Consider the following 26155-nt stretch of genomic DNA (forward strand, 5'->3'; position numbering starts at 1 on the left):
GGTTAAAACTGGAAATACAAGAATTCGCTGATTTGGGTCAGGCCCAGTAAGGCCCAAACCGCGGCCAAACCGATCAGACCGGCCCAGCGCAGGTTTGGCGACCAGATCCCGTTATCGATTAAAACAGCCGACTCCTCCGCTCCGCGCGGCGCCAAATAAAAGCGCCCCATGATTTGCTGGGTATTCGGTGCGAGAAAAGTAATGCTCACCGCAACCGATAATACCGCCAGCAAAATGGCTTCCGCACTGACGCTAACACCGGTAACAGCCACCCAGGCTCCCAACGCCGACTGTTGCACCACGGCCGAGTAAAACGGCGACAGCTGAAGCTGCGGCAACGCTAGCATGCTGGCTAAAATCCGATGCGCAGTATCGACATCGTTGGCGCGGAAATACACCCAGCCGACGACCACAGCCAGGAATGTCAGCAAATTGCCCGATACCCGACCCAATCGGCTTGACGATGCCAGATCGTGCCCCAGAGAACGGCGCACTGCGTGCCAACCATGATTGACGATCAGGTAGCAGCCGTGCAGAGCCCCCCAGATGATAAAAGTCCAGCCGGCGCCATGCCACAGTCCGCCAAGTAACATGGTAATCAACAGGTTGGCGTAGCGGCGAAGCGGACCCTTTTTATTTCCGCCGAGCGCAATGTACAGATAGTCGCGTAAAAAGCGCGACAGCGTCATATGCCAACGCCGCCAGAATTCGATGATATTGACGGCTTTATACGGTGAATTGAAATTCAACGGCAGCCGCACCCCCATCATCAACGCCAAGCCGATGGCCATATCCGAATAGCCGGAAAAATCGAAATAGAGTTGAAAGGTATAAGACAAAGCCCCGCCCCAGGCATCTAAATGCATCAATTGCTGGCCTTTGGCGGCAGCGGCAAATATCGGCGCGCCCAGACCGGCGAGACTGTCGGCGATCACCACCTTTTTGAATAAGCCCAGGACAAAATAACTCAGGCCGGCGGCAAAATTCAGCGAGTCGAAGCGAAATATGCTGGGTCTGCCAAACTGGGGCATCATTTCCCGGTGATGCAAGACCGGGCCGGCAATCAGGTGCGGGAAGTAGGTCACGAACAGCGCATAGTGCAGAAAATTGTATTCCCTCACCTCACCGCGGTAGGCGTCGACCAAAAAGGCAATCTGCGTGAAGGTAAAAAATGAAATACCCAGCGGCAAAATGATTTCGGCGTGCGCGTAGCCGGTACCCAGGGCCGCATTGAGGTTTTCCAGAAAAAAATTGGCGTATTTGTAATAACCCAGTACCGCCAGATTGGCCGAGACGGCCAGGGCAAAGATTCGCTGCCGGGTAGACAGCGCGCGTCGCTCGTCGCCCAGCAGCGTGCCGATGGCATAATTGAAAAAGATCGACGCGATAATCAGGCCCAGGTAAGCCGGATTCCACCAGCCATAAAAAAACAGCGAGGCGGCAACCAGCCAGCTAATCGCCACTCTCCGGCCGGCATAACGGCCCAAGAAAAAAAACAGGCCTAATGTTATCGGCAAAAAAGCCAGGATGAAGGTGTAGGAGTTGAAAAGCATAAATTCGGGCTTTTGTCCTGGGTTAGCGCGGGTTTATAAAATGATCGACGCCTAAAAACTACACTAAATGCCAAACTATACAAGCACCCAACCGGCGCCATATTTATAAGCGATTGATTTAAAAGACCATCCACTCTAATAAACCTACTTGGCGGCCGCGCCATGCTGGCTTGGGTTTTCCTTGAATCCCTCCCCCAATCGAAATATACTGCTTATAAAATCAGTATTTATAAAGACAGCATGAAACCCCTCACCCACCGCCAGCAGCAAATTCTGGACTTTATCGAGCAAACCCTGGTGCGGGAAGGCTTTCCGCCGACCATCGCCGAAATCACCGCGGCTTTCGGCATGGGGTCCGGCAACGCTATTCGCGGCCACTTGCAGGCACTGGCCAAGAAAGGCGCGATTCAACTGACGCCGGGCGCCTCGCGCGGCATTCGCCTGCTAAAACCCGGCACCGATCCAGGCTTACCGTTGATCGGCCGGGTCGCGGCCGGCCAGCCGATCCTGGCTGAACAACATATCGAAGGCTACTGCCAGCTCGGCCCCGAATTATTCCAGCAGCGGGCCGATTATTTATTGCGGGTACACGGCCTGAGCATGCGCGATGCCGGCATCCTGGACGGCGATTTATTGGCCGTGCAACGCCGGCCCGACGCGCGCAGCGGACAACTGGTGGTGGCGCGGATCGGCGACGAGGCCACCGTGAAACGGCTGCGGCTGGAGGGCGATATCGCTTATCTGGAACCGGCCAATCCGGATTTCAAAACCCTCCGCATCGATTTACGCCAGGAGGCATTAGCCATCGAGGGTATCGTAGTCGGCGTGATTCGCCGGGAACCATTATGAATCAGGCCTTGGAAGATTTGCTGCGTAGCCGGGCCGGGATCTGGCGCGGCCTGCACAGCGACCACGCCGCCTGGCCCGTGGTCGGCAGCGGTTTTCCGGAATTGGATGCGGTATTGCCCGGCGGCGGTTGGCCACTCGGTACGCTAGCGGAAATCGCCATCCCTGCCGTGGGCTGCGGCGAATTGCGCCTGCTATTGCCGGCGATGGCCAGCTTGAGCCGGGCCGGGCGCCACATCGTCTGGATTGCGCCGCCCTATCAACCTTATGCACCGGGTCTACTCCAGGCTGGCTTGGCCTTGCCGCAACTGCTGGCCGTCAACGTCGATACCGCGGACGATATACCATGGAGTGGGGAAAAACTGCTACGCAGCGGCGGCTGCGGCATGGCCTTACTGTGGCCGCGCCGACTCGACAACCGGCAAATCCGCCGGCTGCAATTGGCCGCCGAAACCGGCTCGGCCTTGGCCGTCCTGTTCGTGCTACCCGGCCAAAGCTACCCCGGCGCTGCCTTGCGCATCGGTGTATGCCCAAGCGCAACCGGTCTGACTTTAAACATCATCAAGGCCCGCGGCAGCTTGCGCCGCAGCAGGCTGACCATAAGGTTTTGAACCGCCAATGGCCGCCACCGCCCTTGCCCGCTCGCCGCAATCGCTACCGCGTTCGACAACTATTGCCAAAGCCCCGGCTGCGTCCGCCAAGCTCTGGCTATGCGCGCACTTTCCGGCATTGGCCTTGGAGGCGCTGAAAATCGATACCACGCAAGCGATCGCCGCCATTGCCACCCTCAACGGCCGGCCTGGCCTTTACGCCGTTTCGGCGGTAGCGCGCCAGGCCGGCGTCGAACCGGGCATGAGCCAAAACGCCGCCCAAGCCTTATGCCCGACACTGACTTTACTGCCGCGTGACCCCGCGGCCGAAAAGGCGGCACTCAAACGACTGGCCGACATCGGCTTACATTTCAGCCCCTGGGTCAGCCTGGACCGACCCGATTGCGTACTACTCGAAATCGGCAGTTGTCTAACTTTGTTCGGCGGCGCCGACCACCTCAGGCAAAAACTACGCGACGCTTGTCTGGCGGCCGGCCACACCCCGGCCATAGCGATTGCGCCAACCGCCGCCGCTGCAGAATTGTTGGCCGGCCTGGGTTTGGAAATGCAAATTACGGAGCCCGCCCAACTGCGTTCTGCCTTGGGTCCGTTGCCGATCGCAGCCTTGGGATTGGAGGGCAAAACCTTGACCCGCCTGGGCAATGCCGGCATCCGCCGCTTGGTCGACCTGTGGCGCTTACCGCGCGACGGCTTGGCCCGGCGTTACGGCAACGGTTTATTGCAACGCCTGGATAGCTTGCTCGGTCTGCAACCTACGGTTCTCAACGCCTTTCACAAACCGCCGGCCTTTGCCGCTCGCCGGGAATTGCCGATCGATTTGACCCGGCTGGACCATTTTTTCCCGGCCATCGCACAATTGGTCGAGGCTTGGGAGGAATTCCTGAGACAGCGCGACGCGGTGGCGCTGGCGGTAGCGCTAGACCTGCACCACCACCGCCGGCCGTCGACCCGGCTGGAATTACGTTTTCGCCACGGCAACCGCGATGCCGGCCATTGTCTGGCCTTGCTGCGGGAAAAACTGGAACGCAGCCCGCTACCGGCGCCGGTCCTCGGCGTCGAGCTACTCTGTAGCGAAATCGCCCCATGTCAGCCGGCGATCAGTTCGCTGTTCGCTGAAGAGCCGACCACGGAAGCCAACAGCGACTGGCAAGCGATGCTGGACCAAGTGCAGAACCGGCTCGGCCACCATGCCTTACAACGCTTCGCCGTCGCCGCCGACCACCGGCCGGAACGCGCGCACCATCACGATACAACCCAAGCGGCAATGCTGACCGTGGCATCGCCCCGCCCGCTTTGGCTACTTCACGCGCCCGAACCGTTATGCGCCGACAGTTTCACGCTACTGTCGCCGGCCGAACGCATCGAATCCGGCTGGTGGGACAATCAAGCGCTACGCCGCGACTACTTTATCGGCCAGGACCGTCTGGGCCGCAAACTATGGCTGTTCCGCGAACTCGCCGGCAACCGGGGCTGGTATCTACATGGCTTGTTCGGCTGACGGCAACGCGGCGGCCACCGGCTTCGCCGAACTGCATTGTTTATCCAATTTCAGTTTTCTGCGTGGCGCCTCGCACCCGGAAGAACTCGTCGAGACGGCTGCCACGCTAGGCTACCAAGCATTGGCACTGACCGACGAATGCTCTCTGGCCGGCGTGGTGCGCGCCCATCTGGCCGCGCTCCAACACAACATCCAGTTGATCGTCGGCAGCGAATTCAGTCTGGACGACGGTTTGAAGCTATTGTTGCTCGCCACCGACCGCGATAGTTACGGCAACCTGTCGGCATTAATTACGCTGGCCCGGCGCCAGGCCGATAAAGGCCGCTACCGCTTGAGCCGGGCCGATCTCGCTGCTCATTTACCACATGGTTGTCTGGCGATCTGGCTGCCCAGCACCGGTTCTCCGGCGGCCGACGGCGCTTGGCTGCAGCAGCTGTTCGGCAGCGACCTATGGCTGGGCGCCGGCCGTTTCCTGACCGGCAACGATGAGGTCTGGCTGGCCGAATGCCGGCAATTGGCGAACAACGTCGGCATCCCGGTCGTGGCTTGCAACGACGTGCATATGCATCGCCGCTCGCGGCAAGCGTTGCAGGACACCTTGACCGCGATCCGCCTCGGCCGGCCGCTGCCGGAATTAGGTTATGCCTTATTCGCCAACGGCGAACGCCATCTGCGCTCCCTGCCCCGGCTGGCCCAACTTTATCCGGAGGAATGGCTACAACAATCGTTGGCGATCGCCACACGCTGCAAGTTCTCGCTGAGCGAATTGCGCTACGAATATCCGCGCGAACTGGTACCGAACGGTTATACGCCGGCAACCTGGCTGCGACATTTGACCGAGACAGGGATTCGCAAACGTTGGCCGACTGGCGAACCCAACAAAGTCCGCCAGCAAATCGAACACGAATTGGCGTTGATCGCCGATCTGGCTTACGAGCCTTATTTTTTGACCGTGCACGACATCGTCCGCTTCGCCCGCGAGCAAGGCATCCTCTGCCAGGGCCGCGGTTCGGCCGCCAATTCGGCCGTGTGTTTTTGCCTGGGGATTACCGAGGTCGACCCTAGCCGGATGAATTTGTTATTCGAGCGCTTTCTGTCGCGGGAGCGCAACGAGCCGCCGGATATCGACGTCGATTTCGAACACGAACGCCGCGAGCAAGTCATTCAATACATCTACCAAAAATACGGCCGCCACCGCGCGGCGCTGGCAGCGACGGTGATTACTTACCGCTCTCGCAGCGCGGTGCGCGACGTCGGCAAGGCTCTGGGTTTGAATGCAGCGCAGATCGAACGCCTGGCCGGCACGGTGGACCGCTGGGACGGCTATAAATTGATGCCGGAGGCGTTGCAAGAATGCGGCTTCGATCCAACCAGCCCGACCGTGCAACGTTTGGTTGCCCTGGTCGAACAAATCAAAGGCTTTCCGCGGCATTTGTCGCAACACGTCGGCGGCTTCGTCATCGCCCGCGACAACCTGTCGCGGCTGGTGCCGGTGGAAAACGCCAGCATGGCCGACCGCACCGTGATTCAGTGGGAAAAGGACGACCTGGAAGCGATGGGGCTGCTGAAAGTCGACATTCTGGCGCTGGGCATGCTCAGCGCAATCCGCCGTGCCCTGAGTTATCTGGACCACTATAGTCGTCCGCCCGGTTCGCAAACCGGCGCAGCCTGGACCTTGGCCGACATCCCGGCCGAAGACCCGGCGGTTTACCGCATGCTGCAACAAGCCGACAGCATCGGCGTATTCCAAGTCGAGTCGCGCGCGCAAATGACGATGCTGCCGCGTTTGCAACCGGCAAATTTTTACGATCTGGTCATCGAAATCGCCATCGTCCGGCCCGGGCCGATTCAGGGCGAAATGGTGCATCCCTATCTGGCCCGGCGCCAGGGGCTGGAACCGATCGTTTATCCCAGTCCGGAAGTGAAAGCGGTGCTGGAACGTACCCTGGGTATCCCGATTTTTCAGGAACAAGTGATGCAACTATCCATGGTGGCAGCCGGCTTTAGCGCCGACGAAGCCGACCAGTTGCGCCGGGCGATGGCGGCCTGGAAACGCAAGGGCGGCTTGGAGCCGTTTGAGCGCAAACTGTTGGAAGGCATGCGCGCACGCGGCTACAGCGCCGAGTTTGCCCAGCGCATATTTCAGCAAATCAAAGGTTTCGGCGACTACGGCTTCCCGGAATCGCATTCCGCCAGCTTTGCCTTGCTGGCTTATGTCTCGGCCTGGTTCAAATGCCACCATCCGGCGGCGTTTTGTTGCGCACTGCTGAACAGCCAGCCGATGGGCTTTTACGGCCCGTCGCAACTGGTGCAGGACGCCCGGCGCCACGGCGTCGAGGTACGGCCGGTGGACGTGCAGACCAGTGTGTTTGAATGTAGCTTGGAATTGATACCCGATGTGGCGCCGGCCTTGCGGCTGGGCTTTAACCAGGTCAAAGGCCTGGCGCCAGCCACTGCCAATGCCATCGTCCAGGCCCGGCTGCAAGGCCGGTTTGCCAACGTCGCCGATCTCGCGGCGCGCGCCGGCCTCAAGCGGCAGGATTTGGAATTTCTGGCCGCCGCCGATGCCTTGCAGGCCCTGGCCGGCAACCGCCACCAAGCCTTTTGGGCGGCCGGCGGCATCGAACCGCCAACCTCGGTATTTGGCGTACCGGCCATTGCCGAAGCCACGCCGCTATTGAAACCGCCCAGCCTCGGCCAGGACGTCACCGCCGATTACGCCAGCACCCGACTGACATTACGCAGCCATCCGCTAGCCTTGTTGCGGGCCCGCCTGCGCCGCCGGGGCGTAACGACAGCGGCGTCACTATGGCAACGCCGCAACGGCAGCATCGCCCAGGTCGCCGGCCTGGTGATCTGCCGACAACGGCCGATGACCGCGTCCGGCGTCACATTCGTGACCCTGGAAGACGAGACCGGCCAAGTCAATCTGGTGGTTTGGCCGGCCACGGCAATGGCCCAGCGCAAACCCTTACTCAAAGCCCGCCTGCTGTCGGTGACCGGCACGATCCAGCAGGAAGACGGTGTGTTGCATTTGGTGGCCGGCAAGCTGGAAGATTGGAGTGGCTGGATAGGCGATCTGGCAACAGCCTATCTTTGAGTGCATCAAAGTGCATTACAATCGGAAACGGTTTCATTCAACGTTCTGATACCTTTGAACTTAAACAAGTCTCTCAACAATTTGTCAGTGAAACACTGGATAGATCACTATGAGAATGGCTACTACATGACTACACTTGGCATCATGTTTTTACGATCCCATTGAAAAGGTCTCATGTGAACAACCAAATATATGTAACACAACCGTCATTACCACCTCTTGACGAATTTATTCCGTATTTACAACAAATTTGGGACAGTAAAATACTGACCAATGGTGGGCCTTTTCATCAACAATTTGAACAAGCACTTTGCGATTATTTAGGGATTAAATATATTTCATTATTCGCTAATGGTACCTTAGCGCTTGTTACGGCATTGCAATCATTACGTATTACCGGAGAGGTTATCACAACGCCTTATTCTTTCGTAGCAACATCACACGCCTTACTATGGAATGGGATAAAACCGGTTTTTGTAGATATTGCTTCCAACACACTCAATCTAGATCCTGCAAAAATAGAATCGGCAATCACCCCACAAACAACAGCGATAATGCCAGTTCATTGCTATGGTCATCCTTGCGACGTCGAAACCATTCAAAATATTGCCGATAATTACAACCTCAAGATTATATACGACGCCGCTCACGCTTTCGGCGTAAAAGATGATGGGGGTAGTATTCTAAGGCATGGAGACCTATCCGTGTTAAGTTTCCATGCAACCAAAGTATTTAATACTTTTGAAGGTGGAGCAATCGTCTGTCCAGATGCAAAAACCAAACAGCGGATCGACCACCTTAAAAACTTTGGCTTTGTAGATGAAGTAACTGTTGTTGCGCCAGGTATTAATGGCAAAATGAATGAGTTTAATGCCGCTCTTGGCTTGTTACAACTCAAAAGCATTGATCAAGCACTAAATAAACGTAAAGCTCTGGACGCCCATTACCGTAAAGAATTGCGATCCATAAAGGGTATTCATTGTTTATCTCTCACTTACGAAAAAGTAGCGAACTACGCCTATTTTCCTATTCTAGTGAGCCCAGAGTATCGGCTTAGCCGTGATGAGTTATTCCAAAAACTGAGAAACAACGGCATTTATGCTCGTCGTTACTTCCACCCGCTAATTAGTGAATTTCCAATGTATAGAGGATTGCCCTCAGCTAACAAATCGAACTTGCCAATAGCAAGCAAGGTTGCAACTGAAGTAATTTGTTTACCAATTTATCCGGATTTGCAATACGATCAGATTGATTTTATCCTAGAAGTAATCAAAAAGGAAAGTGAATGACCCGGTTAGCTATCATGCAACCTTATTTCTTTCCATATATTGGCTATTGGCAGCTAATGCACGCAGCAGATCGATTTGTTATATATGATGACGTAAATTATATTAATCGAGGCTGGATCAATCGCAATCGCATATTAATTAACGGAAGCCCTAAATATATTACGATTCCACTAAATCACGCCTCACAAAACAAGCATATTTGCGAAATAAAAATGCTAGCATCAAACTGGCAAAATAAAATATTGAAATCCATTGAGATAACTTATAAAAGATCTCCATTTTTCGAAGAAGTATTTCCTACGATAGACAGGATAATTCGCTACAAAACAGATAGCCTATCAGATTATCTTAAAAACCAATTGGAAACCCTTGCGTCACTTTTATCAATTAATACCGAGTTCAAGCTATCAAGTGTCGCCTATAAAAACACCTTATTATCTGGCCAAGAGCGAATCATTGACATATGCAAGCGTGAAGACGCCACAACCTATATTAATTTGCAAGGTGGTCAAGATTTATATGATACAAAAGCATTTAGCGCCGCAGATATTGAATTAAAAATCATTTTTATGAAACCAATCACTTACAAACAGCGATCACCAAGCTTTACCTCATCTCTTTCAATAATTGATGTGTTGATGGAGGCAGGCCTAATTGAGATTAAGAACCACTTAAATTCTGCCGATTTCATATCTAGTAAAAATAAAATACCATAATGATTAAAGCCGTGATTATTTCTTCCACCAACGGAGGAGTTCTTAGCAAACTTTTGGAAAAAAAATACTTTAGAGATCGCGTAATAAATGTAGTCTCAGATCGCAGATGTAGGGCGATTGAGATAGCACAAGATTTTGGCATACCGACCAAGATTTTTGAAACAAAAAGTGGAAGAAGTTTTTCCAATTTTTTGTTAGACGAATATAGATTAAATCCACCAGACTTATATATATCTTTCTATACAAAAATCTTTAAAGGTGAATTTTTGATAGCCTCAAAGAATAGGGTAATTAATCTTCACCCATCAATTCTACCAGCATGCAGAGGACTAGACGGATTTGGGGACACAATAAACTCAGGATCAAAGTTTATTGGCGCAACAATTCATTTGATTGACGAAGGGATAGATACCGGTTATCCAATTATTCAGTCGGTAATTCCGTTTAACCCAGAAAAAAGCATCGCAGAAAATAGACATATTATTTTCGTTCAACAATGCAAAATGTTATTACAAGTATTGAGATGGTGGGAGGAGAAACGAATAAAATTCAATGAAAACGGATATCCAATAATAATTAATTGCTCTTATAAAGCCGGAGAGTTTTCACCAAATCTAGATTTCGAAGAAGCCATAGATTTCGATACGCCAATACCGAATTCCTGGCCAAATACAACCCAAACAACCTGAATTCAATATTAGTCCTACAGAATTAACAGGGTTAATATTACTATAAAACACAAGAAGATAAATAAGGACTTTCATCTTGCCCGGAATTAACAAAAATACGCAAAAACATTTTACATATCAACTCTCAAATAATAAATTATCAATATCTTTAGTTAAAAACATATAGATTATCGCATTGAATTCATGAAATTTCTTGTGCTCTCGCTCTTGATTTTATATTGCTTTTACCTTGCTTTCGCTTACGACATAAAAAGGTGAATAGCAATAAGTCTTCATCAAGTTAGCTCAAGCTCGTACCAATACTTTTATCTTAAATTACAAACTACAATACAACCAAGAACACATAATCATCAAAGATATTAACCCCATCCCTGAACAACATTATCTAAGCGTAAAATCATTGCAAAATATAGAATCAAAGGGAATAAAGGCATTTTTTTGGGATTTCTCAGGAAAAACCATAAGACAAATAATTGGATTTATTACATCAATAATCCTTACACGCACATTAGAACCAACAGACTTTGGCATAATGGCGCTAGTTATGGTTATTATTGGAATCACAAGCATCTTCAGCGATTTCGGATTGAGTAGCGCGCTCATCCAAAAAAGAAAAATACTGCAAATACATTATTCGTCTGTTTTTTATTTCAATCTGGCAACCGGACTCATCTTAACATTCATAACATTCTTATCAGCCGATTGGATTGGTTTTTTTTATGAAAATGAAAAACTAGCCGCAGTGATAAGGACTATATCCCCTTCATTCGTCTTAAACGCCTTTGGCAGCGTTAGCATAATAAAACTACGCAAAGAATTAAGCTTCGCATTATTAACAAAATATAGCCTGTTAACCACATTAATGAGTGGATTTTTAGGCATTATACTGGCATTAAATAATGCGGGCATATGGAGCCTTGCAGCCCAAGCATTATCAATGAGCTTAATTTACAATATTATTATTTGGAAGGTCGCAAAATGGAGACCTATTTGGAGTTTTTCTTGGAAAGCACTAGCTCAATTATGGAGCTTTGGCTTTAGAATGTTTTTATCAGCAATACTTTCATCGATACTTGAAAGAGTAGACATATTAGCCATTGGAAAGCTAGTTACATCTACTACGCTAGGATATTTTGAGCGAGCTAAATCCCTAAATACCATATTAATACAATACTCATCGGGAAGCCTCATAGATACATTATTCCCAACTTTAAGTACAATTCAAAACAACCTACCAAGGCTTCAGAAAGTCATAATAAAAACAATCGGAATAACAAGCTTCATTTCATTTCTGATAACTGGTAATTTATACTTAACTTCAGATGAGATAATAATTATTCTATTCTCAGAAAAATGGTCGTCATCTAGTGAATTCTTCAAGTTATTCATTCTAACCGGATATAGCTACCCCATTAACGCTGTTTTAGTAAGCACCCTAAGTTGTCGCGGCAATTCTAAATCCTTCTTCCGACTGGAAATATATAAAGCGATGATAACAAGCATAAACATTATAGCTCTATACATATCCGGTGTAAAAGCATACTTGTATTGTATGATTGTAAGCACCTTTCCCATGCTTCTATTAAACATTCTATTTGCAACCAAAGAAATAGAAATATCCTACATCAGAATCGCAAAGCCAATTATAGTCCAGATGCTGATCTCCACTATATCCTTAGCTATTTCTATATTTTCATCAAATATATTTTCAGAACAATTCCCACATTTTTTCGCGGTAGAATCGCTGATTTTCACCGTTTTTTATATTTTAGCTAATAACTTAATTAAAACAGATGGATACATCTATTTAAAAGAACTAATTTTATTAACGCTAAAAATTCACGTCAATGAAAAATAAATTCATTATTTATTCACCTGAGTTCAATGAAAACATAGGCGGCTCTATTGCATTACACCGACTTTGTCATTTTTTAAATCTGGAAGGACAAACTGCGTTAATGTGGCCTTTTGAAAAACCGAATTGGGTATATCCACAACCAATAAAAAGCATTTGCGCATTACGGCATCGATTAAAATATGGAGAATTAGAATACAAGGTATCGAGAGACCTTATCACACCTACCGCAAATTACTCCGACCTAAAAGATGCCATTGTAATTTACCCTGAAATAATTGACGGGAATCCACTGTTTGCAAAGAAAATTGTCCGCTGGTTTTTACACAAACCTGGATTTCATACCGGAACAATAAACTATCTCGAAAACGAGCTATATTTTTTTTATCAACTAGCATTCAATGACAAAAACCTTAATCAAGATGAAGATAATTTATTGCAAATAATTTTCTTGCTCAACGACATTTATTATCAGCGCAATTTTGGCAAAAGAAACGGTACTTGTTACATTCTCAGAAAAGGCCGTGGCAGAAAAATAGTACACGACCTTACTAATTCAATATTAATTGACGACTTGCAACACCAGGAAATTGCAGATGTTTTTAATTCTGCAGAAACGTGTATTTCGTATGATTTACATACCATGTATTCTGAATACGCCGTCCTATGCGGGTGCACAAGTATTGTTATCCCCGAAGAAGGATTAAGCAAAGATCAATGGAGAATACAAGAAAGCAAGCGTTACGGTATTGCGTACGGGTTCGACGATATCGATTATGCTAAAAATACAAGACAATACCTATTACCAACCCTAATAGAACAAGAGAATATTTCAATAAAAATGGTAAAAAATTTCATAAAGAAATGCGAAAATCATTTCAATTAAATCCAATAAAAGTCATGGCTTTTTACCTATCAGGCCGTTTATTAAAAAAAAGATTAATTTAGCACATTGCATACCGGGACAAGCATTTAACCCATCATAAGAAAATATTTTCGTTACTGTAACTAAATTTTGACCTTTTTCTATTGAAGAATAGGCAACATTTATGAAGCACTCTTAGCCAGATGAAAGAAGTTAAACAAAAAAAAAACGTAACTGTTTCCATTTATTCAAAAGGCTGCACAACCGACGCTTGTTCGGCTATCAGACTTTTTTATCCTTTGTCCTGGCTTAACTGGGAAATCATCTGGAACACCCGGAAAAGTTGCTTAAACAAGGACTTCGATATTCATCCAACTAAAAACTCAGACTTAATAATTATTCAACGAGACTTTCCAAGTAAAAAAACCGCAAAACTATTATTGTCGCTGTTAAACATGGGGATCCCAATTGTTTATGATCTGGATGACTTGCTTCTCGATAACCAGCCAGAACATCCTCGTTTTTTTTATTTCAAAACAGTATCACCCTATATTAAATGGCTAATAAAAGAAGTTGATTTAATCACTGTTTCCACTATAGCATTAAAAAATGAACTAACCCCTCATACTCAGCGTCCGATTTATGTAACCCAAAACCTGTTAAACCATAATTTATTCATTGAACAACCAAAACCCCGCCACGATATATTCAACATATTAATATCGGGAACACCCACACATCAAGAAGATTGGTCCATCATAGAGGAACCTGTTTTTGATATCTTAAAAGCATATAAAGACCGAGTTAATGTAATTTTCTTCGGGGATGCACCTAAGGCATTTCGCAACCATCCATCGGTTAGCAGCATTGACTTCAAACCAAACTATAAAGATTATGCCTCTTACTTGAAAAGCTTAGACATACATATTGCTTTAGTACCATTGAAAGACACCAAATTTAATCAATGTAAAAGCAATATAAAATGGCTCGAATATTCTGCAGCAGGTATTCCTGGAATTTATAGCGATATCACACCATATCGCTCATGTATAGATAACGGCTTAAATGGAATTCTAGTTAACAATAACCCTAAATCGTGGTTTTTAGCCATAGAGAGCGTACTTCTTGACAAGATAAAAACAACTTCAATAATAAAACATGCCCAAGAGGAAGTTTTCTATAAATATTCACTTCACAATGCCATAGATACATATTTACCCCCATTTAAAACCATTTTGAATCTTGAAAAACCTCTAACAAGAACCCCATCCCTCCCACCCATGCGGGCATTTTTGACGATTTATTACAATCTGCTTGACAAGGCACTAATTCTCTGTAATTTTTTATACAAAATATGATTATTTCCAGAAGCGATTGGTTAAAGTTAGGCTCGACGACGTATTTTCGCTCAGTTGTTGATTATTTTTTAAACTATTACTTATGCCCTACAATATTATTAGAAAAGCTAAAGCTGTTTTACTAAAAAAAGGATTTTTTGAACTGGTAAAATCCACGTATTTTTATCTTATAAACATATCCCCATACCAAGCCAAATGTTTTTCAAAGACACAACATTTGTTCAAAGGTAAAATAGGCATGGAAATTGGGGGACCGAGCTCAGTATTTATGAAAAGGAACGTTTTCCCGGTTTATTCTATTCCATATCGAATTGATAACTGCAACTTTAACAACGATACAACCTGGGAAGGTAAGATTGAGAATGGAAAAACTTTTTATTTTAATCCCAAGAAAAAACCAGGGTGGCAATTCTTTTTTGAAGCAACCAACTTAACAAATATTGCCTCAAACTCTTATGACTTTCTATTATCGTCACACATGCTTGAACATTCTGCGAATCCTATTCTCGCATTATCTGAATGGATAAGAATATTAAAACAGGATGGATTATTAGTAATATTGCTTCCCCACAAAGATGGCACTTTCGACCATCGTCGACCAGTAACCACAATGGAACATCTTATTTCTGACTTTATAAACAATACAGGAGAAGATGACCTTACACATATGCCTGAAATTCTTGCATTACATGACCTAGAACTCGATAAACAAGCCGGAGACATGGACTGCTTTAAGGCCCGTTCTGAGCGGAACTTTGAAAACCGCTGTTTTCATCACCATGTTTTTGACACCCGTCTTGCCGTTAAACTTATTGACTACATGCAATTGAAAATTAGAGCAGTTGAAGCTATTGAACCCTTACATATTCTGGTTGTAGCTCAAAAAACCAATCAGGAAGAAATAATTGACAATTCCGCGTTTACCTCCGACTCAGCTCATTACTTTAAAAACAGCCCTTTTAAAACCGACCATCAATTAAATGAAAAATACGACAATAACGGATATATTTGATTGTCTATACTGAACAAGCGCATTAACTAAAAGATGGTTTCTGGCTCACCCCATCTTTAATCCCTTTCAATATATACAAAGCTTGATTTTTTCCGCTTTCATCAAAAACGGAAAAATATAGCAAAGTAAAAACAATTTTTACTGAGGCATTAAGAATCCAAGCAAATGGTGCGTGCTCTAACTTCCATAGCCAAATAGCATTTCTTACTATTGTGTAGTGTCGATCTGGCGACCTATGCGGCATATGACGCCAGCCGAAAAACCAATAGCGGCATATTTTGTCGCCCATATAATGTATGAGATAGTTTTTACTACACAGTCCGTAGCATTTGAATCCTAAATATCTCACCCTCATATACCATTCTGTTTCCACGTGATCTATAAAAAACTCTTCACAAAACTGACCAATAGTATCCCAGTGTTTCAAAAAAATAAGACTACCTGACGAATTGAGAAACTCACATTTAATTAAATTTCCATTATTTCCTTCACAGCCAACTCTTTTCCAAATCCCCCATTTAAGTGAGGCAAACTTGATACAGTTATTTGATCTCGGGTCGTACAAGCGTGGACCAATTGCAACCGTTTGCGTGTCAGTCTTCGAAAGCAGTTTTGCTGCGCGTAACATTTCCTCAAGCAATCCATCCTGAGGGATGCTATCCTGATCTAACAAAAGCGCATATTCATGTTTGTCCTTTATCACTTGATCGACGCCAACATTTAACGCCTTTGCAATACCGTAATTTTTTTCCAAACAAATCAATCTGATCCTATCAGAATACTGCGCGTACAATTCCTTTATATAACCAGTAGACTCATTTGAATACCAATTGTCCACAATATAGATTGCTACGGGTGACTTCAACAATTGTGAAAGTACGGAACACAATATATTTCTATCTGGATTGTAGGTAACTATTACGCAGGCCATCTCAACTTCGGCTCTTTCGTTTACTTCAAAACTCATTTTTTGCACCGATTTTTGACTCTCTGTATAAACTAATGAATTTTTCAGATATTGTTAACCAATCGTAATCTTGTACGGCTTCAAATGCCTTTAGACTAAGTCTCGCTCGTAATTTATTATCGTTAAGTAGCCGTTCAATGGCCATGGAAATTTCTTTAGGTTTGCCTGGATTTACCAATAGACCGGTTTCTTCGTGAGTTATCACAGAGCCAATTCCACCGACATTAGTTGTAATGATCGGTAAACGGCTTGCCATTGCTTCTAAAAGCATTACTCCTTGACCTTCAGTATCTCCGTGCATATCCTTAATGGACGGCGCAATAAAAAGATCTGCGGATGCATAATAGCCGGGCAACTTCTGATTTGGAATACGGCCCCAAAAACGAATCGAATTGATGTACTCCATGTCAATCGCCAACATTTCGAGTTTTTTACGCTCTGATCCGTCGCCAATAATCCACAACTCAGTTTGTTTTCGCAAGACCTCTGGTAATAGGGCATAAGCCCTCAATAAATCTGCTACACCTTTTTTTTCGACTAAACGCCCGACGAACAACAGTACTAGTTTTTCCGGGTCCGGTCGGAGTGGTATTTTTTCAGTATCTAAGTCTAGAAATTTCTTGCAGTTTATACCCATCGGAATTATGCATGGCGTAGGCAGATCAGAACCTACGGCAACGGCAGTTGCACGTGTATTGCTAGTCCAAGCCGAGCAACTTTTAATAGTCCATCGTTTTATAGCTCCGATAAAAAGCCCCTGCAATGCAAAGGCGTCACCGCCGTGCGCTGTGACGATTGTCGGGATTCTGAATATCTTACCTAATACTACCGCCACCGTTCCTTGCGGAAAAATCCAGTGAGCATGTATCAAAACGGGTCGATCTCTAAATATTAGCCCAGCAGCGGTTACTAACATCGAAATGATAAAAAACGGCACTTGCAACAGTAACCATGGTGCAGCACGCAAGTTAGGCAAAATGCCTGAACCATAGGCCAGTTTTTGCAGCTTGCGCGGAAAGAAATAAGTAAAGTGGCGACTGGTTATGCCACTTGCTTGTTCTGTGTTTTGAATTTCCGGATGATCCGGGGAAAGAATTTGTATATCGATCTGACGTGTTGCCAGGGCCTCCGCCAAATACCGCAGAAATATGGAGGAGCTATCGTCTTCATTCCGTGGATAGCTCGAAGTGAGCCAAAGTACTTTGAAGCGTTTCGTTTTCGATGATCCTACACTCATCGTAAAACGCCAAATTTTCCCTAAATTTCGATTAACTAACGTACCAAACTCAACAAAACCCCGGCCGCCACTGCGGAACCGATCACGCCGGCTACGTTGGGCCCCATAGCATGCATCAGCAGGAAGTTGTGCGGATTGCTTTCCAGACCGATTTTGTTGGCGACGCGGGCCGCCATCGGCACCGCGGAAACGCCTGCCGCGCCGATTAAGGGATTGATCGGCGTGCTGCTGAAACGATTCATGATTTTAGCCATGATGACGCCGCTGGCGGTACCGATCGCAAAGGCGACGGCGCCCAAGCCCAGGATGCCCAAGGTTTGTACTTTCAAAAACGCCTCGGCGCTAAGCTTGGAACCGACCGACAAGCCCAGGAAAATCGTAACAATGTTGATCAATTCATTCTGCGCGGTTTTGCTCAGCCGATCCACCACGCCGGTCGCGTTCATCAGGTTACCCAAGCAAAACATGCCGACCAACGGCGCTGCAGACGGCAGCAACAGCGCCGTTAAAATCAGCAGCATCAACGGAAACACGACTTTCTCGGCCTTTCCGACAGTGCGGAGTTGTTGCATCTCAATGCGGCGTTCCTCCTCGCTAGTCAATGCCCGCATGATCGGCGGCTGGATCAACGGTACCAACGCCATATAGGAGTATGCGGCGACGGCAATTGCACCCAATAACTCGGGCGCCAGTTTGGAGGCAACATAGATTGCAGTCGGGCCGTCGGCACCACCGATAATCGCAATCGCTGCCGCTTCCTTCAAACTGAACGCCATACCCGGCACCGCATTCAAAGCCAGCGCGCCGAACAACGTGGCAAAAATACCGAACTGGGCCGCCGCACCCAGAAATAGTGTCTTCGGATTCGCCAGCATCGGCCCGAAATCGGTCATCGCCCCGACGCCCATGAATATCAACAGCGGAAATACACCGGCCTTGATACCTCCATACATGTAATAAAGAATACCGCCCTCGTCGACCATGCCCGCCACCGGAATATTGCTCAGTACCGCGCCGAAACCGATCGGTAACAACAATAGCGGTTCGAAGCCTTTTTTAATCGCCAGGTATAACAACAGGAATCCCACCGCCATCATGATGATCTGCGGTTGGGTAATGTTGTAAATACCGGTGCTTTCCCACAAGAGTCGGAGATTTTCCATGGCTTGATTTATTCGATTTGGTTGGCTGACGACACCATTGCGACATGCCGTCGAGTTTAAATTGGGCTTTAGCCGCCCGCACTGCGGACGGCCGGAGCAAGTTAAATCTTAGGCGTTTATAACGTGACCAGGACGTCGCCCACCGCTACCGAGTCACCTTGGCGCACGTTGACGGCGCTAACGATACCGGCGACTTTGGCGCGAATTTCGGTTTCCATTTTCATGGCTTCCATGATTAACACGACGTCGCCTTCGGACAGATGGGAGCCGACGTTGACATTCACTTTCAATACCACACCAGCCAAGGGCGACTCGACGACGCCGCTGCCGCTGACGATCGGCGCGGTCGAGGCCAACATCGGACCGTTTTCCAATGCCGAGGACGGCTTCACCACAATTTCGCCGTTGCCCGGTGCGATTGCGACATGGTAATTTTTGCCATCCACATTCACAGTGTAAGTTTCGGCTTCGCCCGCCGATTTTGCGGCAGCCGGCACGGTAACAGAGGCCGGCTCCGCTCCAGGTGCCGGCTCGAATGCGGTCGGATTGCCCCGATTCTGAATAAATTTCCAGCCCACTTGCGCAAACAGGCCATCGATCAGCGCATCTTCTTCGACATTGTCGGCCAACTTGACGCCTTCGGCCTGTGCTTTCGCCTTGACTTCCGCTACCAGCTTAGCCATTTCCGGCTCCAACAAATCCGCCGGCCGGCAATCGATCGGTTCGGCACCGTTCAACACTCGTACCTGCAACTCTTTATCCACTGGTGCCGGAGTCGCACCATACTCGCCGCGTAACACGCCGGCCGTCTCTTTGCTGATGGTTTTGTAACGCTCGCCGGCCAGAACATTCAATACGGCCTGGGTGCCGACGATTTGCGAAGTCGGCGTCACCAGCGGGATGTAACCCAAATCTTTGCGTACCAACGGGATTTCCTGCAGTACCGCATCGAAACGGTCGGCCGCGCCCTGCTCCTTCAACTGGCTTTCCATATTGGTCAGCATGCCGCCCGGTACTTGCGATACCAAAATACGGCTATCGACCCCTTTCAGGCTGCCTTCGAACTGCGCATATTTTTTCCGCACTTCGCGGAAATAAGCCGCGACTTTTTCCAGCCTGGCCAAATCCAGACCGGTGTCGCGTTTCTGTCCGGCCAATGCCGCGACGATGGTTTCGGTCGGCGTATGGCCGTAAGTCATACTCAGCGAAGAGATTGCGGTGTCGACATTATCGACGCCGGCTTCCACAGCCTTGATACAGGTCGCAACGCTCAATCCGGTGGTGGCGTGGCAATGCAGATGTACCGGGATCGCCACAGCCTTCTTCAATTTGCCGATCAGGTCGTAGGCGTCGTATGGGGTCAGCAAACCGGCCATGTCTTTAATGCAGATCGAATGCGCCCCCATATCCTCGATCAGCTTGCCCTGCTCTACCCACTTTTTGATGGTATGCACCGGGCTGGTGGTGTAGGAAATCGTACCTTGGGCATGGGCATCGGTATTCAGCACCGCCTTGATGGCTCTCTCGATGTTGCGCATATCGTTCATCGCATCGAAAATCCGGAATACGTCAATACCGTTGACCACGCAACGCTCGACGAATTTATCGACCACATCGTCGGCGTAATGGCGGTACCCCAGGATATTTTGGCCGCGAAACAGCATTTGCTGCGGCGTATTGGGCATGGCTTGCTTCAGTAAACGCAACCGTTCCCAAGGATCCTCGCCCAAGTAGCGAATGCAAGCGTCGAAGGTCGCGCCACCCCAGGATTCGATCGACCAATAACCGATCTGATCGAGCTGCTCGCAAATCGGTAGCATGTCTTCGATACGCAGCCTGGTCGCCAGAATTGACTGATGGGCGTCGCGTAATACCACCTCAGTAATTCCCAGGGGCTTGTTTACCTTTTCCACTCTTTACTCTCCTAATGACTTTTTTGGGTCGTAACAGATCTTACCTTGTGGGTAACTATCCGTTTTTATGCTTTTTGCGGTACTGCAGAACTGCGGCGGTGATCGCGGCAACCACCGCTTTATCGTTACCGGCGACAACCGGCTGTTCGGGAAATTTGGACGGAACCTCCGGAAAATAGCGCCGGACCAGATTACTCATGGTATTGATCGCAACCACCAGCATCGCCAAAAAGGCATAAACCATCCCCATGCCGATTAGCATCAACTCAATACCCGAAGACAGCATTTCGTTCATAAACGTGGTCCAAATGATTAATTAGCTTGGGCATTATCGCCCAAATAAGCCGGAGTTCACAATCCTGAGCGGATTGAAGGGTTTAAGGCCATGGCTTCGAAAAACAAAAAACCGATAGCGCGTGCGTTAGACAAAAAAGATGACCTAGACTGACACCGGTAGCAGAAAAAATGGCAACGCACGGCTTGCAAAGAGCCACCATTGAGGTCAAAGCGATTGGAGAAAATCCAGCACCTCGGCTACGTGGACTTTGACCTGCACCTTACGCCATTCTTTGACCAGCACGCCGTTCTCGTCGATCAGAAACGTGCTGCGCTCAATACCTTGCACTTGCTTGCCGTACATATTCTTGATTTTAATCACGTCGAACAAACCGCACAGGCTTTCGTCCTGGTCGGACAACAAATCGAACGGAAACGCTTGTTTGCATTTAAAGCCTTCGTGGACCTTGACGCTATCGCGCGATACGCCCAACACCACCGTATTCAGCGCTTCGAATTGGCCGATATTGTCCCGAAAGGCCTGGCCCTCCTGGGTGCAGCCCGGCGTGTTGTCTTTCGGGTAAAAATACAGCACGATTTTTTTACCGCGATAATCGCTGAGTTTGACGGATTTGTCGCCGGTGGCGGCTACTTCGAAATCGGGGACGGCAGTGCCGATAGCTATGGCGGTCATGAAATCACCTTTTAACGGGTTCGAGAATGGCATCGATGTTCAAGCTGTCGCAAAAATCCAGAAATTCTTCGCGCAAGGATAGAATCCGCACCGACGGCGGTACCAACAGGATGAATTTGGTCGAAAATACCGCGGTATTGAAAAAAGCCGCGTTGTGCCGGCTAGCCGAGATTTCCTCGATACAGATACCGCGATCCAACAGGAAGGAGGTCACGGCAAACAGGATGTCGCTTTTGTCGACGGAGATGGTTTCCAGCGTGTACGGTACGCCTTCGATCGCTTGCGGCTCCTGGCTCGGCCGCAGGAAGTTCATCTGGATTTCCAGACGGGTTTTGATCGCATCCAGCATGCCTTCCAGCTTGGCGATATGGTTCCAATTGCCGTCGATCAACAGATAGGCGGCGGTAAGCTCGGTCAGATTGGAGGTGCGCAGCTCCAGCACGCTGCATTGGCAAGCACTCAGCGCCGACAATATTTCCCCAAGAAAACCGTTCGACTTTTCTCCCAATACGGTAATTGCCAGTTGCATAATCCCAAGTCCATAAATACGCTCCATGCAGTTTAACACCAACCGCTAGAAAAACGCAGTTACGAAATGGTAACCGCGTCAGTCGTGGCGAATCGCGGTTATTCCGGCATGTTCGTCGAAATGTACCGTCAATTTGTTACCCGTCCGAGCTTTACCCAGTCCGGCCAAATCGACTTTAAACGCAACCGCCAATTGCTGATCGGTGACGGGTGCGGTGCGTTTCGGCGCCACCACCGAATGCCGCCAGGACAGCAACACAGTCCAACACAGCCAGAACAGCGCTATCGCCAGCACGATCTGGCCGTAGAGCTCGAGCAGTTCCAGCAAGGTTTTATATCCGCCGAACCAACGGATCTCGTCCGACAAGCTTTTCAAGCCCATCAGCCAAGCCGCCAAAGTGAACAATGGCCACAAAAAATACAGCCACAACGCCCAACTCATGAAAGCCATGAAGACCGACGCGCATTTTTGCTGAAAACTTTGCAAATGCGGCTGGTTGATGATGATCTCTTTCATTTTTGCCGCAACCCTCGATCCAAAGTCACCCAAACCGCGCGCTGGCCGCGCTTTTTCCTTAAAGCCTTGATGCAGCCGTTGATTGTGGTGCCGACGTTGATCAACCAGTACACGATCGGATACCAGATCATCCAATAGTAATGCTGAGCCGAGCCGCCGCTTTTCTTTTCGTAGACCGAGTCTATCGTCAAACTGACTGCAAACTGGATCAGACAGGTCACGCACAGCAGCATGCTGGTCCAGTGCGGCGATAAGTCTTCCAAGGCTTCCTGCGGTTCGCTGCTGAACCAGTCCAACGGCACCAAGGCCAGCATCGCCACCACCAAAAATGCCCAACTCAAACTGACGCAACATTCCAAATACAAAGGCCACATGCCGCGCGAACGCCAACGCAGCAACGGCCGGAAATAGCGCAACAACACCTCGACCCCGCCTTGCGCCCAGCGGCTGCGTTGTTTCCACAAACCTTTCAGCGTTTCCGGCATCAACACCCAGCACAGCGCATTGGGCTCGAAGCGGATCGCCCAGCCGGCCAACTGCATTTTCCAGCTAATATCGATATCTTCTGTCACCATATCCGGGCTCCAGTAACCAACGTCGTGCAAGGCGGTCTTGCGAAAACCGGCAATCACGCCGGATATCGTGAACACATGCCCGTAGGAGCGCTGGGCGCGTTTGATCATGCCGACGATGGCCGAAAATTCGCCGACCTGAATCTTGCCCAACAAGGTCGACCGGTTGCGGATGCGCGGATTGCCGGTCACGGCGCCGACGTGCGGATCTTCCAGAAAATGTTTGACGATCCACGCCGTTGCGTTCGGCGCCAACAAGGCGTCGCCGTCGATGCCGATCAATATCTCGCTGTTGGCCAGCAGCGCCGCCGTGCGCAGACCGACGGCCTTGCCCTGGTTGCTGGCCAGATTGACGACGCGGATTTGCGGATGCCGGTCGGCCAGTTCGTGCAGGATTTCCAGCGTGTTGTCCTTGCTGCCGTCGTTAACGGCGATGATTTCGTAATTCGGATACTGTTGGTGCAACAAATATTCAATAGTTTCGCGAACGTTCTCGCCCTCGTTATAACACGGGACCAGAATCGACACCGGCGGATAGTCAGCCAACACCGGCAAATCCGCCAACACATTGCCGCGGTTACGCTCCCAGCGAATGTAATAGACGATGCCGCCCAGCATCCAGACGTAAGCCATCAACAGCGGGTAATAAAACACGAAACGCGACAGCCATTCGTTGAATTGCCACCAGGGCACCTCTTCCAGCCGTTCGCGCCCGATCAGCCACAGATCGATCAGATGTTGCACCCAGGGTTGCGCTAAAAGTTGGTCCACGGTCGACTCAATCCTTGATCTCTACAGGAAAATACTTTTTCAACTCCGCCAATTTGGGCTGGTCGTGAAAAACGTTATCCGGGTAATAACCGATATGCTTGGCGCCCAGTTTTTTCAAGAGTAGGAACTGCTCGGTGAATACCGGCATCGGGACGTCCTGTTGCGTTTTCCAGTTCACGGCCTGCAACTCGAACACCATTTTGTCCAATGCCCCTGGATACTGATTGGTCTTCTCGACCAATTCCGCCAGCCACTGCTTCGGATTTTCTGCTTCCTCCATAAACGGCATCGCCTCGATCGCCACGTAATCGTAATGCTTCATAAAGCTGCTCAGCGATTGGGCGTACCACTCTTCGCTATACGGCTTCAACAACGGCAACGAATAAAAATTACGCGCGGTTTTGATATACGGCCGATAAAAACGGACTTTATTGGTCAGATAGTCGGTGAATTGGCCCATCAGCTCGTTCTTGTGCTGAGCCCAGCGCAGGCGCAACTGGCTGGAAGAGTGGATGGTATCGAACTCGGCCGGCAAGCCCCAGACCTTACTGGTGAATTCCATCGCCAGCGGCGATACGTCCTCATAATCCGACAAGATACCGTCGTCGTGGAACAGGATGCCGTTGAAGTCGCAGTATTTGGCCAGATCTTCATAAATCTCGCCGACGAATTGACGAGCCTCCGGATTGAACGGCGACAGGCGGGTATAAATGTGACGGGACAACTGCGGCTCGCCGTCGCGCCATTCCTTGACATACCATTTCAACGGCACGTCGGCTTTATAGGCCATCATCGGCATCCAGGCGTAGACTTTGACGTCAGCGCCCTTTCTCAGCCTTAGCGACACGTAGTTGAATAAATCCCGCCGCATCGGCAGGTGCCGGTTAGGAAAGTATAGTTTGTCGGCATTGCCGTCGCCATCCGGGTCGGAAAAGGCTTGCAGGTAAACCGTATTGGCGCCGCTGGCCTTGATCCGCTCGACCACCGCTGACAGGTTTTTCTCGGTCTGCGCTTCGTCCTCGTCGTAAATGTAATCCATATCAACGTGCGCCACCCGCAACTCGCGACCGGTGCGCAATTTGGTGACGATGGTGGCGAAGCGTTCGGCATTAGGGTCGTCGGTCATGATCATCCGCTTCATCACCGCCGCGTCCGCCAGCGTATTGGCACCGTCGTTCAGGCCCATGGTCAGCGGCATGCCGGCGCTTTTCGCCGCTTCCAACGCGATCGCGTTATATTCGCCGTAAGGCCAGACCATCACCCGCGGCCGCTGGCCCAGAGTCTGCAGCAATTGTTCAGAACTTTTCTCCAGCTCCTGAAAAATCCGCTTCCGGTAATCCTCGTCTTTTTCGTATTCCTCGTATTCGCTGCTGTAGAGCCGGGTCGTGATCGTACTTTGTTCGTTGCCCTGCGGATTGGCGACGATACCATGATGGGCGTTGAAACTGTGGGAGGCGATTTCGACCAAACCACTAGCCGCCACTTCGCGAATTTGGGCCGGCGTCATCAGCGGTTTATTGGTGCCGGCATGACTGTGCTGCTCCAACCAACTGCCGACCACGGCCAGCGTGGCCGGGTATTTGTATTTTTTCAGCAGCGGCATCGCCCGGCTGTAGAAGCTTTGGTAGCCGTCGTCGAAGGTCAATAACACGGCCTTGTTCGGCAACGGTTTTTTGCCTTGCATGCTGTCCAGCAAATCCTGGATGCTGATCACCCGATAGCCGTTATTCTTCAGCCAGGCGAAGTGGTTGTTCAAGTGATCCTTATTCACCGCCATCCGGTCGAACGGCGGGACTCTTTCTTCTTCCTCCAGAATATCGTGGTAATTCAACACGATGAAACTGGAATTGGCGGAATCGGCGGCCTGCAATGGCCCGGCCATCCAGCAGGCGATTGCAAAAAATATCCCGGCAATTAGGTGCATGCTCATTAGAAACGTTTCAACGGAAATGAAGGTTGGATAGGGCCGGCGCACAACAGGCGCGGGCCTAAATTGGAGGCAGCATTTTACCCGAACGGCCTTTTTTTACTCGCTTTTATTTATCAGTGCCTTAGCCGGAACCGGTTGCACATCGGCTCGGCTTCGGCGCGACACCCCCTGGAGAAGTAGTTCCCGGACCTACGG

At 49.2% G+C, this 26155-nt stretch carries 22 protein-coding genes; 11 read left to right on the forward strand and 11 right to left on the reverse strand.

Going from position 1 to position 26155, the window contains the following annotated elements; translation table 11 throughout:
* Positions 1-2 precede the first annotated feature (2 nt).
* Positions 3-1553 (reverse strand): MBOAT family O-acyltransferase, encoded by a 1551-nt coding sequence (locus tag AC0IM9_RS01500; protein WP_482802790.1) that lies wholly within the window; start codon positions 1551-1553, stop codon positions 3-5.
* Positions 1554-1793: 240 nt separating this feature from the next.
* Here AC0IM9_RS01500 and lexA point away from each other — a divergent pair, with 240 nt between their 5' ends.
* The 11 genes from lexA (at position 1794) to AC0IM9_RS01555 (ending at position 15392) form a co-directional block, all read left to right on the forward strand.
* Positions 1794-2402: a transcriptional repressor LexA gene (gene lexA / locus AC0IM9_RS01505; protein WP_482802791.1), complete on the forward strand. Its 609-nt coding sequence runs from the start codon at positions 1794-1796 to the stop codon at positions 2400-2402.
* Positions 2399-3010 carry a translesion DNA synthesis-associated protein ImuA gene (gene imuA, locus AC0IM9_RS01510; RefSeq protein WP_482802792.1) on the forward strand — a complete coding sequence of 204 codons (612 nt, stop codon included), beginning with the start codon at positions 2399-2401 and terminating at the stop codon, positions 3008-3010. Before lexA ends, imuA begins: the two co-directional genes overlap by 4 nt.
* Before the next feature lie 7 nt (positions 3011-3017).
* Positions 3018-4508 (forward strand): Y-family DNA polymerase, encoded by a 1491-nt coding sequence (locus AC0IM9_RS01515; protein ID WP_482802793.1) that lies wholly within the window; start codon positions 3018-3020, stop codon positions 4506-4508.
* A complete protein-coding gene (locus tag AC0IM9_RS01520; protein WP_482802794.1) occupies positions 4492-7608 on the forward strand; it encodes an error-prone DNA polymerase in 3117 nt (1038 codons plus the stop codon). The genes AC0IM9_RS01515 and AC0IM9_RS01520 overlap by 17 nt, the downstream gene beginning before the upstream one ends.
* A 176-nt stretch (positions 7609-7784) precedes the next feature.
* Positions 7785-8897 carry a DegT/DnrJ/EryC1/StrS family aminotransferase gene (locus tag AC0IM9_RS01525; protein WP_482802795.1) on the forward strand — a complete coding sequence of 371 codons (1113 nt, stop codon included), beginning with the start codon at positions 7785-7787 and terminating at the stop codon, positions 8895-8897.
* Positions 8894-9613 (forward strand): WbqC family protein, encoded by a 720-nt coding sequence (locus tag AC0IM9_RS01530; protein ID WP_482802796.1) that lies wholly within the window; start codon positions 8894-8896, stop codon positions 9611-9613. The genes AC0IM9_RS01525 and AC0IM9_RS01530 overlap by 4 nt, the downstream gene beginning before the upstream one ends.
* Positions 9613-10302: a phosphoribosylglycinamide formyltransferase gene (gene purN / locus AC0IM9_RS01535; RefSeq protein WP_482802797.1), complete on the forward strand. Its 690-nt coding sequence runs from the start codon at positions 9613-9615 to the stop codon at positions 10300-10302. Before AC0IM9_RS01530 ends, purN begins: the two co-directional genes overlap by 1 nt.
* Before the next feature lie 400 nt (positions 10303-10702).
* Positions 10703-12160 (forward strand): lipopolysaccharide biosynthesis protein, encoded by a 1458-nt coding sequence (locus tag AC0IM9_RS01540; RefSeq protein WP_482802798.1) that lies wholly within the window; start codon positions 10703-10705, stop codon positions 12158-12160.
* The gene (locus tag AC0IM9_RS01545) at positions 12150-13043 is read left to right on the forward strand and encodes a hypothetical protein (protein WP_482802799.1); all 894 of its coding nucleotides are present in this window, start codon (positions 12150-12152) and stop codon (positions 13041-13043) included. The genes AC0IM9_RS01540 and AC0IM9_RS01545 overlap by 11 nt, the downstream gene beginning before the upstream one ends.
* 182 nt (positions 13044-13225) lie before the next feature.
* A complete protein-coding gene (locus AC0IM9_RS01550) occupies positions 13226-14380 on the forward strand; it encodes a glycosyltransferase (RefSeq protein ID WP_482802800.1) in 1155 nt (384 codons plus the stop codon).
* Between the two features lie 82 nt (positions 14381-14462).
* Positions 14463-15392, forward strand: coding sequence for a methyltransferase domain-containing protein (locus AC0IM9_RS01555; protein ID WP_482802801.1), 930 nt, complete (start codon positions 14463-14465; stop codon positions 15390-15392).
* A gap of 22 nt (positions 15393-15414) precedes the next feature.
* Here AC0IM9_RS01555 and AC0IM9_RS01560 read toward each other — a convergent pair whose 3' ends face one another.
* From AC0IM9_RS01560 to pgaB, 10 genes are all read right to left on the reverse strand, one after another.
* A complete protein-coding gene (locus AC0IM9_RS01560) occupies positions 15415-16359 on the reverse strand; it encodes a glycosyltransferase family 2 protein (protein ID WP_482802802.1) in 945 nt (314 codons plus the stop codon).
* A complete protein-coding gene (locus AC0IM9_RS01565) occupies positions 16349-17596 on the reverse strand; it encodes a glycosyltransferase (protein WP_482802803.1) in 1248 nt (415 codons plus the stop codon). The genes AC0IM9_RS01560 and AC0IM9_RS01565 overlap by 11 nt, the downstream gene beginning before the upstream one ends.
* A gap of 35 nt (positions 17597-17631) precedes the next feature.
* Positions 17632-18759: a sodium ion-translocating decarboxylase subunit beta gene (locus AC0IM9_RS01570; RefSeq protein ID WP_140913367.1), complete on the reverse strand. Its 1128-nt coding sequence runs from the start codon at positions 18757-18759 to the stop codon at positions 17632-17634.
* 116 nt (positions 18760-18875) lie between these two features.
* The gene (oadA, locus tag AC0IM9_RS01575; protein WP_482802804.1) at positions 18876-20672 is read right to left on the reverse strand and encodes a sodium-extruding oxaloacetate decarboxylase subunit alpha; all 1797 of its coding nucleotides are present in this window, start codon (positions 20670-20672) and stop codon (positions 18876-18878) included.
* 55 nt (positions 20673-20727) lie between these two features.
* Positions 20728-20967, reverse strand: coding sequence for an OadG family protein (locus tag AC0IM9_RS01580; RefSeq protein ID WP_054759093.1), 240 nt, complete (start codon positions 20965-20967; stop codon positions 20728-20730).
* A gap of 207 nt (positions 20968-21174) precedes the next feature.
* A complete protein-coding gene (locus AC0IM9_RS01585; protein WP_140913364.1) occupies positions 21175-21642 on the reverse strand; it encodes a peroxiredoxin in 468 nt (155 codons plus the stop codon).
* A 4-nt stretch (positions 21643-21646) separates the two neighbouring features.
* Positions 21647-22171, reverse strand: coding sequence for a glycine cleavage system transcriptional repressor (locus AC0IM9_RS01590; RefSeq protein WP_140913363.1), 525 nt, complete (start codon positions 22169-22171; stop codon positions 21647-21649).
* A gap of 78 nt (positions 22172-22249) precedes the next feature.
* On the reverse strand, positions 22250-22687 hold the full coding sequence (gene pgaD / locus AC0IM9_RS01595; protein ID WP_278212235.1) for a poly-beta-1,6-N-acetyl-D-glucosamine biosynthesis protein PgaD: 438 nt from the start codon (positions 22685-22687) through the stop codon (positions 22250-22252).
* Complete coding sequence (gene pgaC / locus AC0IM9_RS01600; protein WP_278212237.1) at positions 22684-24030, reverse strand: poly-beta-1,6-N-acetyl-D-glucosamine synthase; 1347 nt, start codon at positions 24028-24030, stop codon at positions 22684-22686. The genes pgaD and pgaC overlap by 4 nt, the downstream gene beginning before the upstream one ends.
* A gap of 7 nt (positions 24031-24037) precedes the next feature.
* Positions 24038-25960, reverse strand: coding sequence for a poly-beta-1,6-N-acetyl-D-glucosamine N-deacetylase PgaB (gene pgaB / locus AC0IM9_RS01605; protein ID WP_482802805.1), 1923 nt, complete (start codon positions 25958-25960; stop codon positions 24038-24040).
* Positions 25961-26155 lie beyond the last annotated feature (195 nt).

It is taken from the genome of Methylomonas sp. Uni0011 (assembly GCF_056850255.1).